The sequence below is a fragment of the Thalassotalea montiporae genome, from assembly GCF_053485855.1.
Genome location: NZ_JBQRUO010000003.1, coordinates 406385 through 428376, shown reverse-complemented (window position 1 = coordinate 428376; position 21992 = coordinate 406385). Strand labels below are relative to the sequence as shown.

21 protein-coding genes are annotated in these 21992 nt (G+C 45.0%); 3 read left to right on the top strand and 18 right to left on the bottom strand.

What is annotated here, in order from left to right:
- Positions 1–26 precede the first annotated feature (26 nt).
- From ACSLUR_RS12525 to ACSLUR_RS12505, 5 genes are all read right to left on the bottom strand, one after another.
- On the bottom strand, positions 27–413 hold the full coding sequence (locus ACSLUR_RS12525; RefSeq protein ID WP_448555003.1) for a hypothetical protein: 387 nt from the start codon (positions 411–413) through the stop codon (positions 27–29).
- Between the two features lie 323 nt (positions 414–736).
- Positions 737–1183, bottom strand: coding sequence for a DUF4426 domain-containing protein (locus tag ACSLUR_RS12520; RefSeq protein ID WP_448555001.1), 447 nt, complete (start codon positions 1181–1183; stop codon positions 737–739).
- 58 nt (positions 1184–1241) lie between these two features.
- Positions 1242–1790 (bottom strand): YggT family protein, encoded by a 549-nt coding sequence (locus ACSLUR_RS12515; RefSeq protein WP_116001001.1) that lies wholly within the window; start codon positions 1788–1790, stop codon positions 1242–1244.
- An 84-nt stretch (positions 1791–1874) separates the two neighbouring features.
- A complete protein-coding gene (gene proC, locus ACSLUR_RS12510; protein WP_448554999.1) occupies positions 1875–2684 on the bottom strand; it encodes a pyrroline-5-carboxylate reductase in 810 nt (269 codons plus the stop codon).
- Between the two features lie 74 nt (positions 2685–2758).
- Entirely contained in the window at positions 2759–3430 is a 672-nt protein-coding gene (locus ACSLUR_RS12505) for a YggS family pyridoxal phosphate-dependent enzyme (RefSeq protein ID WP_448554997.1), read from the bottom strand.
- Positions 3431–3468: 38 nt separating this feature from the next.
- Between ACSLUR_RS12505 and ACSLUR_RS12500 the strand changes: the two genes are divergently transcribed.
- Both ACSLUR_RS12500 and ACSLUR_RS12495 read left to right on the top strand, forming a co-directional pair.
- The gene (locus ACSLUR_RS12500; RefSeq protein ID WP_116000998.1) at positions 3469–4512 is read left to right on the top strand and encodes a type IV pilus twitching motility protein PilT; all 1044 of its coding nucleotides are present in this window, start codon (positions 3469–3471) and stop codon (positions 4510–4512) included.
- A gap of 55 nt (positions 4513–4567) precedes the next feature.
- Positions 4568–5713: a PilT/PilU family type 4a pilus ATPase gene (locus ACSLUR_RS12495; protein ID WP_448555124.1), complete on the top strand. Its 1146-nt coding sequence runs from the start codon at positions 4568–4570 to the stop codon at positions 5711–5713.
- 113 nt (positions 5714–5826) lie between these two features.
- Here the strand turns inward: ACSLUR_RS12495 and ACSLUR_RS12490 are convergent, their stop codons facing one another.
- The 13 genes from ACSLUR_RS12490 to ACSLUR_RS12430 form a co-directional block, all read right to left on the bottom strand.
- Positions 5827–6963 carry a DUF1513 domain-containing protein gene (locus ACSLUR_RS12490; RefSeq protein WP_448554995.1) on the bottom strand — a complete coding sequence of 379 codons (1137 nt, stop codon included), beginning with the start codon at positions 6961–6963 and terminating at the stop codon, positions 5827–5829.
- Between the two features lie 54 nt (positions 6964–7017).
- Positions 7018–9288, bottom strand: a complete 2271-nt coding sequence (locus tag ACSLUR_RS12485; protein WP_448554993.1) for a TonB-dependent receptor family protein — start codon at positions 9286–9288, stop codon at positions 7018–7020.
- 33 nt (positions 9289–9321) lie between these two features.
- Complete coding sequence (locus ACSLUR_RS12480) at positions 9322–10500, bottom strand: imelysin family protein (RefSeq protein WP_448554991.1); 1179 nt, start codon at positions 10498–10500, stop codon at positions 9322–9324.
- A gap of 8 nt (positions 10501–10508) precedes the next feature.
- Positions 10509–11972 (bottom strand): di-heme oxidoreductase family protein, encoded by a 1464-nt coding sequence (locus ACSLUR_RS12475; protein WP_448555122.1) that lies wholly within the window; start codon positions 11970–11972, stop codon positions 10509–10511.
- A gap of 3 nt (positions 11973–11975) precedes the next feature.
- Positions 11976–13685: a di-heme oxidoreductase family protein gene (locus ACSLUR_RS12470; protein WP_448554989.1), complete on the bottom strand. Its 1710-nt coding sequence runs from the start codon at positions 13683–13685 to the stop codon at positions 11976–11978.
- Between the two features lie 550 nt (positions 13686–14235).
- Positions 14236–15636 carry an imelysin family protein gene (locus ACSLUR_RS12465; protein ID WP_448554987.1) on the bottom strand — a complete coding sequence of 467 codons (1401 nt, stop codon included), beginning with the start codon at positions 15634–15636 and terminating at the stop codon, positions 14236–14238.
- A gap of 514 nt (positions 15637–16150) precedes the next feature.
- Entirely contained in the window at positions 16151–16861 is a 711-nt protein-coding gene (locus ACSLUR_RS12460) for a pseudouridine synthase (RefSeq protein WP_448554985.1), read from the bottom strand.
- Positions 16862–16919: 58 nt separating this feature from the next.
- A complete protein-coding gene (locus tag ACSLUR_RS12455) occupies positions 16920–17879 on the bottom strand; it encodes an AEC family transporter (RefSeq protein WP_448554983.1) in 960 nt (319 codons plus the stop codon).
- Positions 17880–17926: 47 nt separating this feature from the next.
- Positions 17927–18370 carry a Holliday junction resolvase RuvX gene (gene ruvX, locus ACSLUR_RS12450; protein WP_448554981.1) on the bottom strand — a complete coding sequence of 148 codons (444 nt, stop codon included), beginning with the start codon at positions 18368–18370 and terminating at the stop codon, positions 17927–17929.
- Positions 18371–18559: 189 nt separating this feature from the next.
- Positions 18560–19114 (bottom strand): YqgE/AlgH family protein, encoded by a 555-nt coding sequence (locus ACSLUR_RS12445; protein ID WP_116000986.1) that lies wholly within the window; start codon positions 19112–19114, stop codon positions 18560–18562.
- Positions 19115–19162: 48 nt separating this feature from the next.
- Positions 19163–20116 carry a glutathione synthase gene (gshB, locus tag ACSLUR_RS12440; RefSeq protein WP_448554979.1) on the bottom strand — a complete coding sequence of 318 codons (954 nt, stop codon included), beginning with the start codon at positions 20114–20116 and terminating at the stop codon, positions 19163–19165.
- Between the two features lie 8 nt (positions 20117–20124).
- Entirely contained in the window at positions 20125–20880 is a 756-nt protein-coding gene (gene rsmE, locus ACSLUR_RS12435; RefSeq protein ID WP_448554977.1) for a 16S rRNA (uracil(1498)-N(3))-methyltransferase, read from the bottom strand.
- A 98-nt stretch (positions 20881–20978) separates the two neighbouring features.
- Positions 20979–21281: a hypothetical protein gene (locus ACSLUR_RS12430; protein WP_448554975.1), complete on the bottom strand. Its 303-nt coding sequence runs from the start codon at positions 21279–21281 to the stop codon at positions 20979–20981.
- A gap of 170 nt (positions 21282–21451) precedes the next feature.
- Between ACSLUR_RS12430 and ACSLUR_RS12425 the strand changes: the two genes are divergently transcribed.
- Positions 21452–21973, top strand: coding sequence for a hypothetical protein (locus ACSLUR_RS12425; protein WP_448554973.1), 522 nt, complete (start codon positions 21452–21454; stop codon positions 21971–21973).
- The last annotated feature ends 19 nt before the right edge of the window (positions 21974–21992 follow it).

Here is a 21992-nt window from a genome sequence, read left to right as displayed (position 1 = left end):
AGACTTGCTATCTATATAAATAAAGCTCAATTGGCAGCATTTAGATATAGCTTAGGTTGCAAGCGTTTTAATCCGTAGCTAAGCAGGCCCCCTGTGATCGCAACAGCAGCAATATCTTGCCAATCAAATACGCCGGTCCCTAATGTTGGCTGCAATAGCTCATAGGCCATGCAGCCTAAGGTGATGTAACCTGCATTAGTGCCGAGGTCTTTGGGGGATTTATAAAAGATTCCAATTAAAAGCAAAATTGTCGTTATTGTGCCGAATATGCTTGGTGAGTAATTGGCAAAACCAAAATCATTGATGTCGTGCTGGTAGCTCCAGCTGCGGTAATTGCTATCAGCAATAGAGGTTATCCAAGCGGTAAGCGCGGCACTGGCAATTGCCAATAGTCGAAAATAGGTGTACTGCATTCCTTTTTCCTTGTTAATCCATAGTGTTGCTAAGGTTGCCTTATTAGGGCGTTTTTATCTTTCGAGATTGAATTTTGTTTAGATGAACCCGCAGGGCAGCGTCTGTTTGAATTTTCTACCGTGTTGGCACTTATTTATGGAGAATACTACACTGCACAAGTGCCGCCTTGTATAAAACCCAAACAGACTGCTGCAAAAACAACCCTGAAAGTTCAACACGCCCTAGCATAACTACGATAGCAGTAAATTTGTTGATTTAAATAAAAAAGAGCTGTTAAAGCAGCTCTTTTTGTACAAATGTCTCTGAGTCAATTCTTGGCGAGTTAATCAACGTAAAAGGTTTGATTAAACATTAGCTCATGGGTTTCGCTGCCATCAGTAATGGTGAGCTCAAATTTAACTTTTTCTTTGTCGCGAAAATTGAGTTGGGCGAGGTAGTAAATCGCCTGACCTTCACGCACTTCTTCAAAATCTAAGCGTTTATATTGGCCCGTTAAGTTTTGCGCTGTGCCAGAAATAGCTACCGCTTTAGCAGGCTTGTTGGCTTTAGTATTGTCCATGACAGAAATATTGATTAGCGCGTTATATTTGCTGCGCTCGATACCGTAAGCTTTTGCAACTTGCGGCGTTAAAAAGGTCGCACCAATCGCCATATAGTGAACATCCATTGACCCTAAGGTTTTCATGTTCTCTGCGCTGACAGTTGTACTAGTCAACGTGAAGGCGATAAGTGCAAACACACTTGTCAGCCAGATTCGAATTGATTTCATGATAATCTCCATTCGAAAGTAATTATTATCAATTATAGCTAATATCGCTGAAGTGGGATTAAACCCCACCCCAGTAAGGCACGGCGCCAGTTAGCAAAATATTGACGACGTTTAACGCTAAAAAGGCAACTAAAATCGACAAATCTAACCCACCAATAACAGGCACTACACGGCGAATAGGGCGTAAGAATGGTTCGGTGAGTTGTTGGAAGATGACCATGGTTGGATTGTAGCCTTGTACCACCCAGCTCATGATTGCCATTACCAGCATAATAATAAACAACAGGAAGCCAACTTGTTTAATTAGCGCCAACGTCCCTAAATACATGGCAAACAAGAAATCAATTTGACCTGTGCTAAGTCCTTGGAAAACTACCCATTCTAGAATGGCGAAAAATAACGCTACGACTATGGTAGCAATGTCTAGTCCGCCTATGCCGGGGATAATTCGGCGAAATGGTATCACCAATGGGTTGGTGACTTTAACAACGAACTGGCTAAGCGGGTTGTAAAAGTCGGCTTGTACCATCTGTAGCCATACGCGAAGAATAAGCAAGGTAACGACGGCGTCGAAGAAAAATCGTAACAAGTAAACGACTGCTTCCATTAAAAACTCCTAGTTAAGAAAACAGCTCAATCATAGGTGACAGTGCCTTGATGATCGAGCTTAAACCAATAAAAAACTGTTAAATTATTTTGCTGCCATTTCTTTAGCTCTGGCTATTGCAGCTTGCATTGCACTGCTCACTAGCTCTGGTAGGCCGCCTTCGGTAAAGGCATTTAGCGCCGCTTGTGTAGTGCCGCCTTTTGAGGTGACATTTTCACGTAGTTGACCGATAGAAACATCATTTTCTACCACCATTTGTGCCGCGCCTAGTGCAGTTTGTTGTACTAAGGTTCGCGCTTCAGCACTGCTAAAACCTAAGCGTTCAGCTTCACTTGCCATTGCTTCCATAAATAAGAAGAAGTAAGCAGGACCTGAGCCCGAAACCGCAATAATGTGGTCGATGTCTGATTCTTGCGCTAACCATTTAACAATACCTGTTGCTTTCATCAAACGATCGGCGGCTACCCGTTGCTCGTCGGTGACTTGTTCCGATGCAAATGCACCAGTAACACCCAATCCTAATTGTGATGGCGTATTAGGCATGGCGCGAATCACCGATTTATTTTCACCTAGCGCCGCTTGAATTTGTGCCATAGTGGTACCTGCTGCCACAGAAATAAAACACTTGTGCTCAATCTCAATGGCTTCGGCAATCTCTTGGCAAACGGTGCTAATTAAATGTGGCTTAACCCCCAGTACGACGATATCGGCAAGCTCAGCAGCTTGGCTATTGCTTGAGGTTTGGTTGATGCCATATTCATTGGCAAGGGCTTCGCGCTTTGGCGCAGAAGGGTTCGATACGGTGATATTGCTTGGTTCAACACCATTATTTACTAGGCCTGCTATAATCGCGCGGTTCATATTGCCTGCGCCGATAAATGCAATTTTATTCATAAAGTTCTCTGTGCTTTTTCGCTTTTGTTTTTGTTCTATCTAATCTTATTTGCTCATTTTTTGATTATGCAGTGCTAATCTCTGCGACCAAAAATGGCCGTACCAATGCGTACCATGGTTGAGCCAGCAGCTATTGCCGAGTCCATATCATTGGTCATTCCCATTGATAATGTATCTATGGTTGGATATTGGCTTTTCAAGTCAGTAAACAATTGGTGCATATCGTTAAAAACAGACATTGGCGCTTGTTTTTGTGGAATAGCCATTAAACCTCGTAGGGTTAAGTGCTCGCAGTTATTCACATAGGCCGCAAGTTCATTTAGCTCGTTAATTGTCGTGCCAGATTTTGCCTGCTCACCACTAATATTCACTTGTAAACAGATGTTCAGGGGAGTATCTTGACCAGACCTTTGATCATTAAGGCGCGTGGCAATTTTAATTCGGTCGACACTGTGTACCCAAGCAAAATTTTCGGCAATAAGTCGAGTTTTGTTGGACTGAATAGGCCCAATAAAATGCCAGCATATACCTGACAGATGCGACAATTGAGACACTTTATCAACGGCTTCTTGAACGTAGTTTTCACCGAAGTGGCGCTGACCCGCTTGATAGGCTTGCATCACCACCTCTGCCGACTTTGTTTTACTAACCGCTAATAATTGCACCTCATCAGGGGCGCGATTAGCAAGTTGGCAGGCGTTGGTTATTTGTTGTTGGATTTGCGTTAAATTGTCTTTAATGTTCATAGTGATTAATGAAAATTTACCCGATATAAGAGGTTCTTATGGATATTACCGAATTATTAGCCTTTAGTGTTGAGCATAATGCATCTGACTTGCATTTATCGACAGGTACGCCACCTTCTATTCGCGTTGATGGCGATGTTCGTAAGCTAAATATTCCTGCCTTTGATGCCAAAGATGTAAACGCCTTAGTTTACGACATTATGAGCGACCGACAGCGTAAAGAATATGAAGAGCATTTGGAAGTGGATTTTTCCTTTGAAGTGCCAAATTTAGCGCGTTTCAGGGTAAATGCTTTTAATCAGGCTCGTGGACCTGCAGCGGTATTTCGTACCATCCCAAGTAAAGTACTGACCTTAGAAGACTTAGGTTGTCCTGATATTTTCCGTGACATCGCTGACAACCCTCGTGGTTTAGTGTTAGTGACTGGCCCAACCGGTTCGGGTAAATCAACCACGCTGGCAGCCATGATTGATTACATCAATGCCAGTAAATTCCACCATATTTTAACCATTGAAGACCCAATTGAATTTGTCCACGACAACAAAATGTGTCTGATTAACCAACGTGAAGTGCATCGTGATACCTTAAGTTTTGACAACGCGCTGCGCTCAGCGCTGCGTGAAGATCCCGATGTGATTCTAGTGGGTGAGATGCGTGACTTGGAAACCATTCGCCTTGCCATGACCGCAGCAGAAACTGGTCACTTGGTCTTCGGTACACTGCATACCACCTCAGCCCCTAAAACCATTGACCGTATTATCGATGTATTCCCCGCCGAAGAAAAATCTATGGTGCGTTCAATGTTATCTGAATCACTGCGCGCGGTTATCTCACAAACACTGGTTAAGAAAGTCGGCGGTGGCCGTATTGCTGCCCATGAGATTATGATCGGCGTACCTGCAATTCGTAACCTGATTCGTGAAGATAAAGTGGCGCAGATGTACTCCGCTATTCAAACGGGGATGTCACATGGTATGCAAACCATGGATCAGTGTTTATTGAACTTGGTTAACCGTGGCTTGATTACTCGCCAAGATGCGGCATCAAAAGCGGCTGATAAAAACCAGTTCCAAGGTTTTTAGGTAGACAGGCTAGCGTCTAGCGAAAAGCTTGTAGTAAAAGATTAAGGAGTAAATGATGGACTTTCATCAACTACTAAGAACCATGGTGGAAAACGAAGCCTCTGATATGTTTGTCACCGCCAAGCTGCCAGTCAGTGCGAAAATTAATGGTGAGTTACAGCCTATCGACCAAGAAGTGCTATCACCTGACCAAGCACTAGGGCTAGTGCACGATGCCATGAATGACAAGCAGAAAGGGCAGTTCGACCAAGAGAAAGAATGTAACTTTGCGATTTCCATTGACGACATTGGCCGCTTCCGTGTTTCAGCGTTTTGGCAACGAGATATGGCTGGCATGGTGATTCGTCGTATCGTTACTGATATTCCCGATGCTGACGATTTGGGCCTGCCACCAATCTTAAAAGATGTGGTGATGTCTAAGCGCGGTTTAGTGTTATTTGTCGGCGGTACGGGTACTGGTAAATCGACCTCAATGGCGGCCTTGATTGGTTACCGCAATAAGAACGCACGCGGGCATATTCTGACCATTGAAGATCCGGTGGAATTTGTTCACGAGCATGGCAAAAGCATGATCACTCAGCGTGAAGTGGGGCTAGACACCGAAAGCTTTGATGCGGCGCTAAAAAGCTCATTGCGTCAAGCACCTGATGTTATCTTAATTGGTGAGATCCGCTCGCAAGAAATCATGGAGCATGCGCTGGCGTTTGCTGAAACGGGTCATTTATGTATCGCTACGCTGCATGCTAACAATGCCAACCAAGCGATAGACCGTATTATGCACTTGGTACCCGCAGAGCAGCATAAAAAGCTCCAATTTGATTTAGCGTTAAACTTACGCGGTATTGTTGCGCAGCAGTTGATCCCAACGAAAGACGGCCACGGCCGAGTTGCCGCGATAGAGATTCTGCTTAATTCTCCGTTTATTTCTGAACTGATCAAAAAAGGCGAAGTAGGCAGCATTAAAGAAGTGATGGAAAAGTCGAACGAGTTAGGGATGCAAACCTTCGACCAAGCGCTGTTTGAACTCTATCAGCAGGGTTTAATCAACTATGCCGATGCACTGCACCATGCTGATTCACCAAATGATCTGCGCTTAATGATTAAACTGCGCTCGAATGATCAAAGTGGTACTGGTGGCCTGCAAGGGGTTACACTTGCTGGTATGGAAGAAGATAAAGATAAAAATGAGTTAGGGTTTTAGTGCTAGCTTATTTAAAAACAAAATGGCGAATTAGCAGCTGCTAATTCGCCATTTTTTATTCAATTTCCTCAAAACATTTTCTCAAAGCGATGAGGCTTAATGTTAGCTATCTCTTAGCTTACAGTCAGATAGCCCAAATGGTTATCAAACTTAATACCATCAACAAATACGCTAGTTTGGCTGCTATCTTGGTTGTTCGCTTGGCCGATTGGCAATATTTGTCCTTTGCCGCTGGTGGCGATAATGCCTTTACCATCAGTGCTCATGGCAAGCCCTGCGCCATCTGAAAAACGCTCTTTGGCGATAAACCTATTATTATTAAGCGACCAGTAAGTCAGCATATCCGCGCGTGGGCAGCTAATAGCAACAAGGTTGGCAGCATTATCAATACATACGCTAGCGGTGTAATGATTCATTCGTCGCCAAATATCTTCGCTAGCGCTGAGATACTGTAAACTTGCTTCACCGTGATGGGCGATGGCCAACGGGACAAGGTCTGATTTCGCCCCTTGGTACTGCAAACCTGCAACCACTTTGCCTTTTTCACTGACATCAAGATGACGAATGCTGAGTTGATGATTATCCAGCTCAAAGCTATCCACTACCTTGCCTGATTCTAGTTCCATATAGGCCAAGTTCGGCTTCATGGATTCTAAGTTTAGTTTTTTTCGTGGCTGATCTGGGTGCGTGAGTATGCCGCCGTTAGCAATAACAATATGCTTGTTATCAGGCATATAAGCTAATTGATGCGGACCGATACCACCGGAATCAAATTGCTCAAGCACTTGATAAGTGTTGATATCACGTACCACAATTGTGCCGCGACCTTGCTGGTAATTGTTTTCCGTGGTGATCAATACCTGCTGATTGCCAATACCATGACCATAAAAGTGAGAACCCACCTGAGGTGATACTTGCTTGACCACTTCACCATGGTTAAAGTCCACTTCGATAAAGTACTGGCCGGGACGACGGGCAAAAACAATCGCATGACCCGATTTAAATGGGTGCTTGATAATATCGTGCCCGCGTGCCGGCAGCTTAACGCGGCTGACTAACTCGCCATTTACGCGATAAGCGGCGGCGTAGTGATTCCCCGATTTATCTGTGCTGGCGCTGATCAACCAATGCTGCGCTGCGCTCGCTGAATGGGAATAAATCAGGCCACCACCAACCGCAGCAACGCCTATACCGATGGCAGCTGTGCCTTTTGCTGTAAAAGATAAAAAACGTCTTCTAGAAATACTCATACTGGTACCGAACTCTTTACTCTGCACTCTTCATTAGTTAGGGCTTGCTACAAACTAGAAGCTATATTTAATGCCAATGCTGGCTTGCTGAGGCTTGCCTGGGCGCGCACCAAACGGGCGACGTGAGACAATCACTTCTTCGTCAGTCAAGTTATCGACTTTGACATAAGTGCGCAGTGCATCGGTGACTTGATACCAAGCAGAGAAATCCCATTGCTGAATCTCATCTGTCATTAAACCTTCAAGTTCAGTGCCAGTACCGGCGGCTTCAGGGCTTTCGTCAGCGTGCTTAAATAGCAACGCCGCACGCCAGTTTTCATGAGCAATCGCTACTTCAACGCTGAGCTGATTTTCCGGTAAGTAAGGTAACTTATCGCCTTTCGTAACATTGCCCCATTGTGAGAACGTCGACTGAAAATCATTCTGAAACTCTGCATCTGTGTAGGTGTAAGCGATGTTAATTGGCATGGTTAGCGATTGGCTAATGGCAAATTCCGCTTGAATGCTTGATTCAAGCCCCACAACTTCCACTTCACCCCCATTAAATTCAACGTCTAGGTCGTCTCGACAACCTGAAGAGAAGGTACAAGTGCCTTTAAGGTTTTCATAATCGTTATAAAATCCAATGAGCTCAGCATTGAACAGCTCGTTGCTAAAGCGCATACCAAGTTCATAGTTCCAACTTTCTTCTGGGTCAATATCTGTGTCTTGACCAGGGCTGTTTGGTACAAAGCCTTTGTTGACGCCAAATAAGAAACCCAATTCATCATTAACTTGATAAAACGCACCTAGCCCGGGCAATACCACGGTATCGGTATCCGACTCTGTGGTACCCGCTAAGAAATCCTTCGCTTCGCCATCAATATATTCAATGCGTATACCTGCGGTCAGGTTTAACTGGCCAAAATCAACGTCAGCATTAACATAGCTAGCAACTGCTGTGGCGGTATCTTCATTATCGGTAATGGTTGATTGCGCGATGCCAGAATTGACTAGCTGACCATTTTGCATCAACAAGTTATTTTGTCTGTGATTGCGCTCTACTTGGTCTTGATGAATGCGTAAACCTGCATCAATGGCAACATCAGCAGCTAACCAACGAGTATCCCAAAATAACTTACTTTCAATACCTTGCGAGTAGAACTTGCGATCGTTCAAGGTAAATAGCAGTTGCTCTTCGGTGGTTAATGAATCGCGCTCACCGGTCAATACCTGCATAAACAAGGCGTTTAAGCCGGTGTCAGGCGAAGTTAAAATGGTTTGCATACTTCGATTGGTATTAAAGCTGTTAAAGCGATCCCAATCGCGGTCAAAATCGCGGCGGTAAGCTTGAGTAAATACACTCAGGCTGTCGGTAATATCAATATAGTGCGACACTTGGAATTGATAATGCTCCCAGTCCATTTTATCGTCTTGGCTGGCCAAGTAGCGCTGGTGTGGATTAATCGCAAAGTCGGCATCGGTTAAGCCTAAATAAGTTTCATCTGACTCTTCATCGGAATAGCCCGCTTTAAATTGCCACAGTTGATAGTACTTACTGTTCGCTGGTGAGAAGTCAGCTTTGAACATTAGCTCGCGTTTGACGAAACCTGTGTCATCACCATTTGGTAGCTCTTTAAAGCCGTCGGACTCTAAATGAATACCTTCAATTAAAAAGCCATAATCGCCGTATTCACTATTTTCAAAGCGCTGGCTATAAACGCCGTGACCTTTTAGGTAACCGTCTTGACCACCGGCAATATCAATTTCTCTTAGCGGTTTATCAGTATCGTCGGTGATCTGACGCGAAACCATATTGATCGCACCACCTATGGTATTCGGGCCATATTTAATCGCCGCTGGGCCTTTAAATACTTCCACTTGCTCCATGCGTGAAACATTAGGGAAATAGTAAGCAGCTGGTGCAGCATACGGGGCAGGGGCGATCAATACGCCATCTTCCATTATCGCGACTTTACTACTGCGCTCTGTGGTGGCGCCGCGCAGACCAATATTAGGCCGTAGGCCGTAACCGTCTTCTTCTCGAATATAAACGCCAGGCACGCTTTGTAGCACGCGGTGAATATCGTCAAACTCATATTGGTTAAGCGCTTCTTCGTTAAGTACAAAAGCAGAGCCTGTTGCGGTGGCCAATTGATTGCGCTGACCAAAAATACTGATCACTTCAATGCTTTTTTCTGCATTACTAGTGCTGGCTTGTTGAGTCGCATTAGCGTCAGCTGTGTTTTCTGCGGCACTCTCAGCAGCATAGCTAATATGACTTGCTGCTAATGCCGAATATGCTACGCCCAGAGCGATAGCAAGTTTAGAAAATTTGTTGTTCATTACTACTTAATCCTTACTGCATTATCTGCGCGTCTAATCGCCATCGTTCGAGTTAAAACCGATGTTAATATCTGTGGTTTGCACAAATTCTGTGGAAATTACATCGCGGATTTCACGTACTGCTTGCACCACTTCACTAATATTGGTGCGGCTTGCTTCATTGTTTAACGCGTCGGCGTAATTGCCATTTAATGTTGCAGCGCTGGTGATGGCAGCATTGAGCTTTTCAGTCATCGAGTTAGCAATCGCCGATTGGTCAAAATGACCCGTCAAAATGTCATCAAAGCCGTGGCCATTACCTGCCGTGTAAATGCTTAGGAAGGTATCTAAATTCACTTTAATACTTGGAATCGATTCGTCGCTTAGCGTGAATTCGGCAATGCTTGGAATACCTGGTGCGCTGATCGCTAATGGCTCTAGCATTTTCTCGTCTTTCACTCGTTCAACGTGCTCTAGCCAGTTAGTAACCAACTCTTCAACCGCATCTTTTTGACTAGTAAAATCACCTGTACCGCTGGTCACTTCGGCGACAAAATTACCGCTGTCAGCGCGCCAGCCGTCATAAATATCGCCAGAGATATTGGCGACATTCGCTGAAATTGCGACCAGTGCTTCACAGCGTTTATCTTTATCGCTGGCACTTAGCAGTGAGTTATTGCTCTGGGCATACAGCAATTGCTCTAGTGCCGGAATACCCTGTGCACCAACATTTTGCGTGGCAACGATGTCTGCGGTAATGGTTTCGCTGGTTGCTAATAAATTGCTAAGACCACGGTTTACTGCATCATTGGTATCTGGCCACAATTGCATTTTAAAGTTGCGGCTTTCCTCTAGCACTGGGCCTACACGCACCCATTGTGCTGCTTGCCAGTTGGCATTCATTGCTCGCCATGCGCTGCGCACTTCGCTCAGGTCGCTATTGCTTGGTGAGCTTAGTTGACAGAAGTTTTGTGCCGACGACTCCAGTGCTATCGCGCTGGTTTCCAGTCGCTGATAGCTTGGAATAATTACGTTATTACTGATATCGGTTAACCATTTAGCAAATTCTTCATCAACATTGGTGGTTGGCGTTGACGGCGTGCTTGGTGTTGATGGCGTACTTGGTGTAGAAGGAGTCGAAGGCTCTGAACTTGAGCCTCCACCACCGCCACCACAGCCAGTTAAGGCAAAGGCGATAATCATCGAACTTAAAATTTTGTTGTAGCTAGTCATGGCAGCTCCTAAATTGAATGCAAGAAAGTGAGCAGGGCGTTTCTTTCTTGTGCGCTAAGTTGTTTAAATTTCTGCTGGGCTGGTAGTGCTTCGCCGCCATGCCAAAGCACAGCTTCTTCAATTGAGCGAGCACGACCATCGTGTAAGTATCTGGCTTCGCCAAGCACGGCTTGTTGCAAGCCAATGCCCCAAAGTGGCGGTGTTCGCCATTCGCGACCACTTGCTTGTCCTTCCATTGCGCCATCAGCAAGACTTTCACCCATATCGTGCAAAGCAAGATTGGTGTAAGGCCAAATGGTTTGATTGGCGAGGTTGTTATCTGGGTAGCTACTGGCTGTGGTGTAACTTGGGGAATGGCAGCTAGCACAGCCGAGTTGGTTAAATAGCTGACGACCTTTTAGTGCTTGCGGTGATTGCGGGTTACGCGTTGGTGGCACGCCTAAATGTTGGCTAAAGGCCATTACCAAGTTCACTAATTTATCTGGAATTTCCACGCTTTTGTGGCCACCGAGCTTTGATGCGGCGAAACATTCTAGCTGCGCAGCTTCGCAAGACTCTTGTGGAAAGACATTATTGGTAATGCCTATATCATCGCGAAACGCTGCTACCACTTGTTGCTGTAGGCTAGGGTGTTTGGCTTTTAGGCCAAAACGTCCAACGCCAATACCACCATTGACATGATCTGCGACGCGATTGTAGCGTGGGCTAATGCCATCACCATTGGTATCGTCAGCATCTTCTTGCGCAAGCAAGTCTTGTTCGCTAATGGCGTCAAGTAAGCCTGCGCCAAAGACATTTGGTGAAAAACGCGGTGAAGGTGCAATTCCTTCGCTAATCTTGCCATAGGCAAGTCGCGTTAATTGGTAGCTAGGCTTTTGTAGCTGATATGGGGTTCCATCGGCATACTCGCCATCAATGGTTTTGTAGCTAAGATCTAACCAAGCTTCACCGACTGGGCTTTTTTCTAATCGACCATGGTTAAACTTAATGGCACGCGGTTGGATTTGGCCACCATAGTTGTGTCCGTTAGTGTACTTTTCTGATGCATAACGCTCAGCAATTGGTCCCAAGCGAATTAATAAGGAAGTGGGTAAATGCTCACCGGGTTTGCTCATTTTACCTCGACTGCCGCCTTGGTGGCAGGCGACACAAGATCGCGCATTAAACAATGGGCCAAGGCCATCTCTGTCTTTGGTCGAGCTTGGCGCAATTACCCAAGGATCACGAAACAGCGAAAAACCCGTCCAAAAATCTAGTTTTGCTTTACCCTTAACGCTTTCGCCGGGGAAAATATAGCTGCGGGTCGAAATGCGCTTCATGGTCATTTCACCACCGGGCTTTGTTGGTAAGGAAGCGGGTAGGGCGATACTTGCATCGTCAGACTTAGCTAGAGCTGGTGCTGAGCTTAAGGTGGCAATAGCAGCCACGACCGCGGTTGCTATTGCGTTAGGAGAAATTTGGCTAAACTTCATCACTTATAAACTTTCCAAAAAGCTCAGCAGCTGTGCACGCTCTGCTTGGCTTAACTGCATAAAGTTGTTTTTTGCCGTTTCAGCTTCACCGCCATGCCATAAAATTGCTTCTTCGATGTTGCGGGCGCGGCCATCGTGTAAGAAAGTAGAATCAGCATTAACGGTTTGCACTAAGCCTAAGCCCCAAAGTGCTGGTGTTTTCCATTCGCTGCCGCTGGCATCACCTTGAATTAAACCATCAGCCAAGCCTTCACAGCGCTGCACGTACAAGCATTCTTGCGCGTTTGAATTACAGCTTTGCCCGTCGATTAACTCGCGCGTGACCTGACAAGAGCCGCCCATGTCGTGTAATAGCAAATCGGTATACGGGAAAATAACTTGGTTCGATAAAATCTCAATAGGCGCTGGATTAGGCTCTAAGCTGGTTAGAGTTAGCTGACCTAAGACACTACCCGGCGCTTCTTGGGTAATGTGGCGCGGGGTATGACACGAGGTGCAACCTGAGTCAAAAAAGTGTTTACGTCCTTGCGTAACTTCATCACTCCATGTTTCGCTGTCGCGATCAAAACCGCGACGCGCTGGCACCCCTAACACGCGGTTGTAAAACTCAACCAGCGCCAGCTCGCGATTGGAAAAATCAACGTCATCGCCAACTTTAGATTCTTGCGCTGCCACTTGCTGACAAGCTATTTGCGCATCGGTACATGGCTCATTGGTGAATATAGTGGTGGTAATGCCGATATCGCCGTTATAGGCGCCTGCCACTTGTTGCAGAACCGTTGGGTTTTGCGCCTTGTAAGCAAAGCGGCCAAGCTCAGTTTCACCGCTAATAGCGTTGGTGACCATAGAGGCACGACCGGAAATACCATCGTTATCAGCGTCGTTAGGATCCGCCAGTTTTAAAATATTGTCGGCTGGAATTTCCGCCAGTAAGCCAACGCCGAACGCTTGTGGCGCAACACGCGGTGAAAAGCGAATATCGTCGCTAAAGGCACCAAAGCTTAAATCGCGAATTTTCAGAATTGGCTTTCTTAGTTGGTAGCTAGTGCCGTCAGGGTAGCTGCCATCAACCATTTCATACTCGATAAATGGGAAAGCTTCACCGTATAGTTCGGTGCCATTAACTGAGCCATTGTGCACTGGCAAGCCTGAATTGAAATCTGAGGTAGTAAAGCTTTGCTCAGCAAATGGTTGAATTTGATCGCCGTAGATCGGGTCGGCGCTGCCATCGCTGCGGCCAACTTTAACCAGCATACTCAACATAGGTGCGGTTGCTGACGCAGGTACTACGCCACGGCCGTCGTTTAAGTGACAACCTTGGCAGTTACTGGTATTCAGTAGTGGCCCAATATCTTCATGAGGTGTTCTAAACAAATGATCGCCAGAGGTAAAAAAACCATCTAAGCGAAAATCGTCAGCAATCGCCTCAGGCCTTGTGCTAAACGCATCTTCGTTGGTGACAAATAAGGTGGTATCACCACCGGCTAGGTACTCGTCTTTAATCGGTGTCTCTGCGCTTAGCGGTGTTAGGCCACTGTGATCTTCTGTTGGCACTGGCGTAGTTGGCGGCTCAGGAGTTGTCGGAGGTGCAGTGGGTGGCTCTGTTGGTGGAGTCACAGGATCAGGCTCTGATGAACCGCCACCACCACAAGCGGTTAAGCCAATAGTGGTGGTAAGTAATAATGTTAATGTTGCTAAATGATGTGCTTTCAAAAATCTGCCCCTCTGATTTGTGAAATAATCTTGTAAAACTGTTTGAGCTTTTTACTTAAATAATCCAAGCGTTGCTTAAAACAGCTATATGCCTTGCTGATTGGATTACTATTCATTGCTAACTTCCAAGCGTGTTAAGTGTGTTTTGTTTACTACTTGCTCGTGCTCTGCTAATTGTGTGAAAACAAAACAAGGATAGGCTCGGTTGAGCCTATCCCTTATACCAATTGAATTAATTAATTGAGCAATTCAGAGCGATGTCAGCGGTGGGAGAACCAGCCAAATTTGTGTTGATATAGTTGTTCTACATCTCATAAATTTTGCGAAGTTATCGCGACGCTGACACGCTCCCAAAGGGCGAGTTAAAAAGGCTCATATGCTGCGTTATTGATTTTGACAAGGGAGTAACCATTCTCTGCAATCAATGCCTTGCCTCTGAGCCTTTTTATTCTCGCTGAATGTTTAAGTACTTATTTCAATTGGTATCCCTATCCAGTTTCATCCTTGAATGTGGCGACAAATATCACGCTGTCGCCTTTGGAGTAGGTGCTTAGATATCTTGATCTGTGTCTTGACGTATATCGTTAGTGGTTACGTTTAACGCGTCGATTGCTTGTTCGATATCGTCAGTTTGTTCAACTAAAGCTTCAATCACGGCAATCACGTTTGGTTGCTCAATCCCTTCTTGAATTAGCGTGTCGAATGGCATACCTGTTTTTGCTTTGGTATCAATTACCGTTGCTGCAGCCATGGTCGCTTCTAGTGAACCACGTAGTTGGTTAGCTAGCTCAGGCTCGCCTTCAACCACTAGTAAGTCGTGGATAGAAGCACCGTCAACGACTTCGCCGTTAATGCGTGTGTAAGTCGCGTTGTAGCTGTTTTGAACACCTTTTGCGTTTAAGAAAATATCGCGGTGAGTGTTGTCACTAAAACAAGAGTGCTCATCTTCTTGTGAGTCAGTTACTAGTGCGATATTGATACGCTCACCCGCTAATTCACCGAAGCTTAAACGACCCATGCCTTCTAAGATGCGAGCTAGAGACTCGTCGCCACCTGCGGTAAATGCTTTGTAGTGAACACCTTCACCCGGTTCCCAAGCTTCAGTAACTGCTTGTAAATCTTCAATTAGTAGATCGGCTGCTGCGATTAAGTAGTCACCACGACGCTCACAAATTTGCTCCGCTGCAGCGTCAGGGCCTGAAGTACAAGTACCTGGTGTAGTGAAGTAGTCAGAAGCAGGGCGTTGGCCGCCTGTTGCATCACGCGGGCCTGTGCCACTTTGATCGGCATTTAAATCTTGGCCCCAAAGTAAGAATTCAATGGCGTGGTAGCCTGTGGTTACGTTGCGCTCGTCTTCACCAAATTCGAAGGTAGTGCGTAATGTCGCAGCGTTGATAGTAGGGTAGTCGGCTGTGTTAGCAATGATATTGTTTGATAACGCATTCGCCGCGCTTTCTGGACCAGCATCACCGTCTACTTGTGGCGCAACATAATCGATAATTGCTTCACCTAGCGGCCAAGCATTGATTTTGCCTTCTGGGCCGTCACCTTCTTCGCCGATAGTGCCATCTGCTTTTAATGCATCAATTGGACCTTCGCGGAAACGGTACACTTCTGTTTGACCGTATGGTTCACGCGCTGCTAACCATGCATCTTTTGCTGCATCTAGCGTTGCGTCAGATGGAGAAGCAACTAAATCTTCAAGCGCTTCCTTTAGCGTTTGTGCGCTGATTAGAGAGTCTGAGTAAGCTGCATAAGCGATATTTGCATTGGTTTTGATAACGTCGTCACGGGTTACCAGTGCGCTAACACCGTCAGTACCGTTTTGACCAGCAGCACCCGCTGCACCAGCAGGGCCTTGCGCGCCGTCGTCGCCATCGTCAACACAAGCAGTTAATGTGGTTGCAACCAAGAGTGCTGCAGCAATTTTCGTCAATGAGCTAACTTTCATTCTATCCTCGTCTTTCGTGTGATGACCCAATAACTAAGTGCTAACAACATGGGTAAAGCCATGCGTTGCCTTCTGACTGGGTTTGGTGAAGTAATTGTTCTAAATCGCGCAATAGGTTAAAGAATCTAATTTATAAAATCAATGCAAATGATAATAATTATCATGTGTGATCTGGATCTTATTTGGATTTAAGTTTAATCAAGAGGGCAAATAAATCTAGGGCTTTTTATAAGCACTTAATAATAATTTGATTTGGCACAAGTTTTCTTGCTGCGATGACTATAAATTGCACAGCTGAGCTAAGAGAAGTTTGGGGGAGCTGTGTACCTGTGTAGCTTTGTACCTGTGCAGCTAAGCTGGTATGCCTGAGGTTTGGTGTTTAGCTTTTACTATTTAGACTTTAGAGCGTGGTATGTTCTCTACAAGAATTTTATTTAAAGGGCATTAAAAGGCTCTCTTTCAAAATTCGCTCTTATTTAGACGAAGCCTATTGAAGGGGAATGGCGTCAAACTATTAGTTTTTCGAGCGTAAGATTTCATCTTGAGATAGCGGTCGATAGTTGCCACTAGCAAGCGATTTTGGCAGTACGATATTACCAACTTGTTGTCGATGCAGTGCGATAACAGGGTTGCGAAATCGACCAAACATACGCTTTATTTGATGGTACTTTCCTTCGGTTAACACCACATGAGCATGATAGTCATCTAGAATAGTGAGCTTGGCGGGTTGAGTGGTGATGTCTTCAAAACCAAAGTACATACCATCATTAAAGGCGTCGATATATTCAGTTGTGAGCTTATTAGCAAGTGTGACCAAATAGTGCTTTTCAACTTTGTGTTTGGGATCGGTCAGGGCTTCTGACCAGCGGCTATCATTGGTCAGCAACACCAGCCCAGAGGTATTTAAATCAAGGCGACCGACTATGTGCAGTTCGTGTTTATAAGGCTCGTCAATTAAGTCGATAACGGTGTTGTGCTGCTGATCTTTGGTTGCACACACGACCCCAACAGGCTTGTGCAGCATCAAGTAATGAGCGCTATGTTGCTGGATGATTCGGCCATCCAGTGCAATTACCGAAAACTTATTAACAAGCTGGTCAACGCGAGCGGCAATATCGCCATCAACTGCAACACGCTGTTGCGCGACAAGCAAACGTACCTGCTTACGACTGATGTTCAGGTAGCTTGCGATAAATTTATCGATACGGCTGGTGCTTAGTGTCATTTTACTTTTGCAAACATTCTAGTTTCAAAACTAGGTGAAAAATCATGCTACATATTGCTTATGCAAGGCCAAGCCAAATCAGCCAAAGTGGCAGGGTGACTACAGCTGAAATTGTGCTAACTACCACACTACTGGCAACGGCTTTACGGTGAACTTGGTGTTGCTGAGCAATTAAGTAGGCATTAACGCCCGTTGGGCAAGCACTTAAGATCACTAACACTTGTACGATAAGTGTATCCAGCGCAAAAGCATATTTTGCCATCAGGTAAACCAGCAGCGGTAAGATAATCAATTTAATTGAGCTGGCAAGCGCGATAAAGCGGCGTTCACCGCGGATATCATATTTGGCAATCGAGGCACCAAGCGCAATCAATGCTAAGGTGATGGCTGGTTGCCCTAACATTTCAAGTGGTCGAGCGATTAATGCTGGAATGGTTATGCCGAGCGCATTCACCAGCAAGCCAGATAGAATGCCAAAAACGAGTGGGTTAGTGATTGTTTGTTTGGCAAAATTTAGCCAATTAATACCTTGCACTGCGCTGTTATTTTTAACTTCAATATGTTGGCTCGCCGCAATCGCGCTAGTTAGCGCAAATAGCATCGCGCTGTGGAAGGTCACAATTAGAAATATAATGGGCAGTGCGCTATCACCGATGACCAAGAGCAGCAGTGGTAAACCAACAATTATGTTGTTGGAATAACTGCTAGCTAGCGCAAATACCGCAGAGCCGCCGCGATGCTTTTTGTAATCGGGATGGAGCAGAAAGTTAAGCGTAAACCCCAGTGCAAAACAAAGCAGTACGGGTAAATAAAAAGCGGCTATTGGTAATGGGTTTAACACACTGGCCAAGTCGGCGGTTGCCATGCGGTAAAACAAGAAGGCCGGAATAAAAATCGTAAAGGTGATTTTGCTTAATCCGCTTAGCTGGCCGTCACTAAGCCATTGACGTTTTGTGATTAAGTAACCAAGCAATGCCAAGATGAGCAGTGGACTAATAATCGATAAGATATTAATCAAAGAAATGATCCCTGAGTTGATAAGCCATTAATGCGCTAGTTTGAAACTTAACCGTAAAGCTGCTCAAAAAAACTTTCGACAATCAGTTTTGCCGATTCGGCGTCAATATTATCTTTGGCGAGATTACGATAACCGCCACGGGCAAATAACGATTCTTTTGCCGCTGCTGTGGTTAAGCGTTCGTCATTAAATTCAACCGTGATTCCGTATCGGCCAAATAAACGATTACCAAATTTCTTGGCATCTCGGGTCAGTTGTTGCTCACTGCCATCCATGTTCAGCGGTAAGCCAACAATCAGGTAATCAGGCTGCCACTGCTCGATAAATTTAGTCAGTGCATCCCATTGAGGAATGCCGTCTTTCGCTTTAACTGAGCCAAGTGGCGAGGCGGTACCGGTAATTTCTTGGCCAACAGCAACGCCAATATATTTTTTACCAAAATCAAAACCTAGGGCGGTGCGTTCACCGACAGGGCGCTTGGATTTCGCCATTGAATGTAACTCTCAAGATGATTGTATGTTCGCGATAAAAGCCAGAGCAGTAGAGATATACGCTACTTGCTTTTAAGGTGATGATAATAGGAGGTAAGTCTACACTTTGTTATCCCCAAAGAGAATTAACAAAGTGCAGTATTCGCAGTTATGTATAGCTCAAGCTAAGTGGATTAGCGCTTTGATATGCTAGGCATGGCCAACATCAGATGATAGATGAGCAAGGTCGATACCTAACTTTTCTGTCGCTTTTTGCCAGCGTTGCTCGATGGGTGTTTCAAACAATATTTTGTTATCAGCAGGCGTGGTTAACCACGAATTTTCGGCAATTTCTTTTTCTAATTGGCCTGGGCCCCAGCCAGCATAGCCAAGGGTAACCATAAATTGTGGTGGTGCTTGCTCCGTACCTAGTGCCATTAAAATATCTTTTGAGGTGGTGATCATCACTTCATCACTTAATGCGAGTGAGCTTGACCAGCAATCTTGCGGGCTATGCAGCACAAAGCCGCGTTGCTGAGCAACTGGGCCACCGGTCAGTACTTGTTGCTCAAGCGAGTCAAGCTGAGGTTTGTCGGCGTCAATTTGCTCTAACAACTCGTTCAGAGTGAGCTCGACTGGCAAGTTAATGATCAGCCCCATCGCGCCATCGTCATTGTGTTCACAAATATAGGTGACGGTGCGGCTAAAAAAAGGATCACCCATGGTTGGCATAGCAATTAACAACTGATTTTCTAAACTTTCCATCGAGTGCTCCTTTTTTTCTGATACAGCTTTTTTGATATTGCAACTGAGTTAGCGCTGAGCCAATTCTTGCTCAATAGCGTCCATTAACTTGCCTGAAATGTTAATGGCAAATGCCGCTTCAATTTCACGAATACAGGTTGGGCTAGTGACGTTAATTTCAGTAACTTTATCGCCGATTACATCAAGACCAACAAAGAATAAACCACGTTTTTTCAGCTCTGGTGCAATCGTTTCTGCAATCAGCTTGTCGCTAGCAGACAGGGGTCTTGGCTCACCGCTACCACCGGCGGCTAGGTTGCCACGGGTTTCACCTTGCGCCGGAATACGCGCTAAGCAGTATGGCATCACTTCACCGTTAACAATTAAAATGCGTTTATCGCCGTCTTTAATTGCTGGCATATACTCTTGTACCATAGCATATTGACTGCCGTGTGCGGTTAAAGTTTCAATGATCACACCAACGTTGGCATCGCCTTCTTTAATGCGGAAAATCGATGAACCACCCATGCCATCAAGTGGCTTGATGATCACATCTTTTTCTTGTTGGTGGAATGCACGAATTCGCTCACTGCTGCGAGTCACAAGTGTTTTTGGCGTAAGCTCAGGGAACCAGGCGGTAAATAATTTTTCATTACAGTCACGTAAGCTTTGTGGCTTGTTAACGATTAAGGTACCGGCTTGTTCGGCGCGCTCTAGCATGTAAGTAGCGTAGATGTATTCAGTATCAAACGGCGGATCTTTGCGCATTAATACTGCGTCTAGGTCAGTTAACGAGATATCTTGTGCTTCGTCTAAATCGTACCAATGCTCGGCATCATCGTAGACTTTTACTGGGCGAACTGTTGCTCGGCACTCACCTTGCTCAAGGTATAAGTCATTCATTTCGATGTAAAATAATTGGTAGCCACGTTGCTGTGCTTCCAACATCATCGCCATTGACGAGTCTTTTTGTACTTTTACTTCAGAAATTGGGTCCATTACGACCCCAAGTTTAATCGTCATACTGTTTCCTATAAATCGCCAAAGCGACATTGTAATGCCGTAATCGCAGTTAGCGCGGCAGTTTCAGTTCTTAATACGCGTGGCCCAAGCAATACATCGGTAAAGCCAGCATCACGGGCGCTGTTAATCTCTTCGTCACTGAGCCCACCTTCGGGGCCAATCAGTAAGCGCACTTGCTTGGTTTCTACCGGCAAACTCATAATCGAGTGCTCGGCACGCGGATGTAAATTTAATTTTAACGCATCACTCTGCCGTGTTTGCCATTCGCTTAAGCTAATTGGCGCTTTCACTTCTGGCACTAAGCAACGGCCACTTTGCTCACAAGCGCTAATGACAATTTTTTGCCATTGCTCTTGTTTTTTCTTGAGGCGATCACCCGTAAGCTTCACGCCACAACGTTCGGTAAATAGTGGTGTTATGGTTTGCACCCCGAGCTCAACCGATTTTTGCAAGGTGAAGTCCATGCGATCACCGCGCGAAATACCTTGCCCCAAATGAATATTTAGCGGCGACTCGTTTTCAACAATTTGCTCGCTTTCTATTTGCGCAAATGCCTGCTTTTTCGTGACATTGACCAAGCGTGCTTGATATTGAGCATAGTAAGGAGCTGCTTTCCCTTCATTAATTTGCCCATTAAACAAAGTAATCGAGTCACCATCGCTTAATCGCAATACCCTGACCACATGACCGAAGGCATCATCAGATAATTGCACTTGAGTATTCACGGCTAATGCCTGATTAAGGTAAATTCGAGGGTTACGCATTGCGATATTGTCTAAAAATCAGCTTGTTAGAATGATTACAAGATTGGGGTTGGCAGGGTAAAAAACAAGACTGCTTACTAAAATTTTCACACTGGAAATTAGGCTTCACGTTTGAGTGATCCCAGCACATAGCCCGCAATGGAGCTAAGTAAAGCGATGGCAGCCTCCGATAACTGCCCCGCTAAGGCTAAGTAAGCTGTTGTGACTAAAATTGCAAAAACGGTCAGGATTTTTAGCGAGTTACCACCATTGAAGAACTCTTTAAGTGAATTCGAAGCCGCTTCTGGTGCATTTTTAATGGCGACAATTGCTGCAATCGCTGAAATTAGTAGGGCGGTAATTAGCACAATAGTAAGTGCATAAATCGCAATTAAGGGCAGATTAGGGTCAGTAGGCTGCATAGAGATAAACCTTTCAGGTAAATCATTACATCAAGTCTAACAGTGATTTACTGTAAGTGAAGTTTACAGCATAGTTTATTAGGCACATACACTAACAAAGGTTTGTTTGAAGAAGTGACCTCAATCAAATAATGTGCATTGAGTATGGATTTAAAAAACAAGGAATTGTGATGAGCTTAGAATCTGAATTTACTGCTGAACTAGATAACTACTTCATGGTATCAGGTATTTTAGTTTCAGATATGAATAGTATCGTTGTTGCAAACAGTGATAGTGGATTTGAGAGGCGCAATATTATCAGATCTTTTTTTTCGTTAGTTGATGGTTATCTAAACTGCTTTAGGCAGCTCGCGCTGGTTCTGCTAAAAGTTGAAGATTTGTATTTCGATTTGAGTAATAAAGAACGGAAAGCATTGCTTGATGAGAAAAGCTTGGGTACATCTGATCGTATCAAATATCTAATTATAGCGTTCTGTAAAATATTGGATTTAAAGCCTCGTCCTGACTTTTCGGGTGACAAATGGTGTGAGTTTAATCACCTTGTTAGAGTTCGCCATTCAGTAACGCACCCCAAGAACGCAAACGATTTATTAATTTCAAATGAAGAATGGGATAGTTATTGTGAGTCAATCAAGTGGGGAGCCGCGCTATGTTTTGATGTTACCCAGAAAATGGCCAACAAATATTCATAACACCATGTATATATATGAG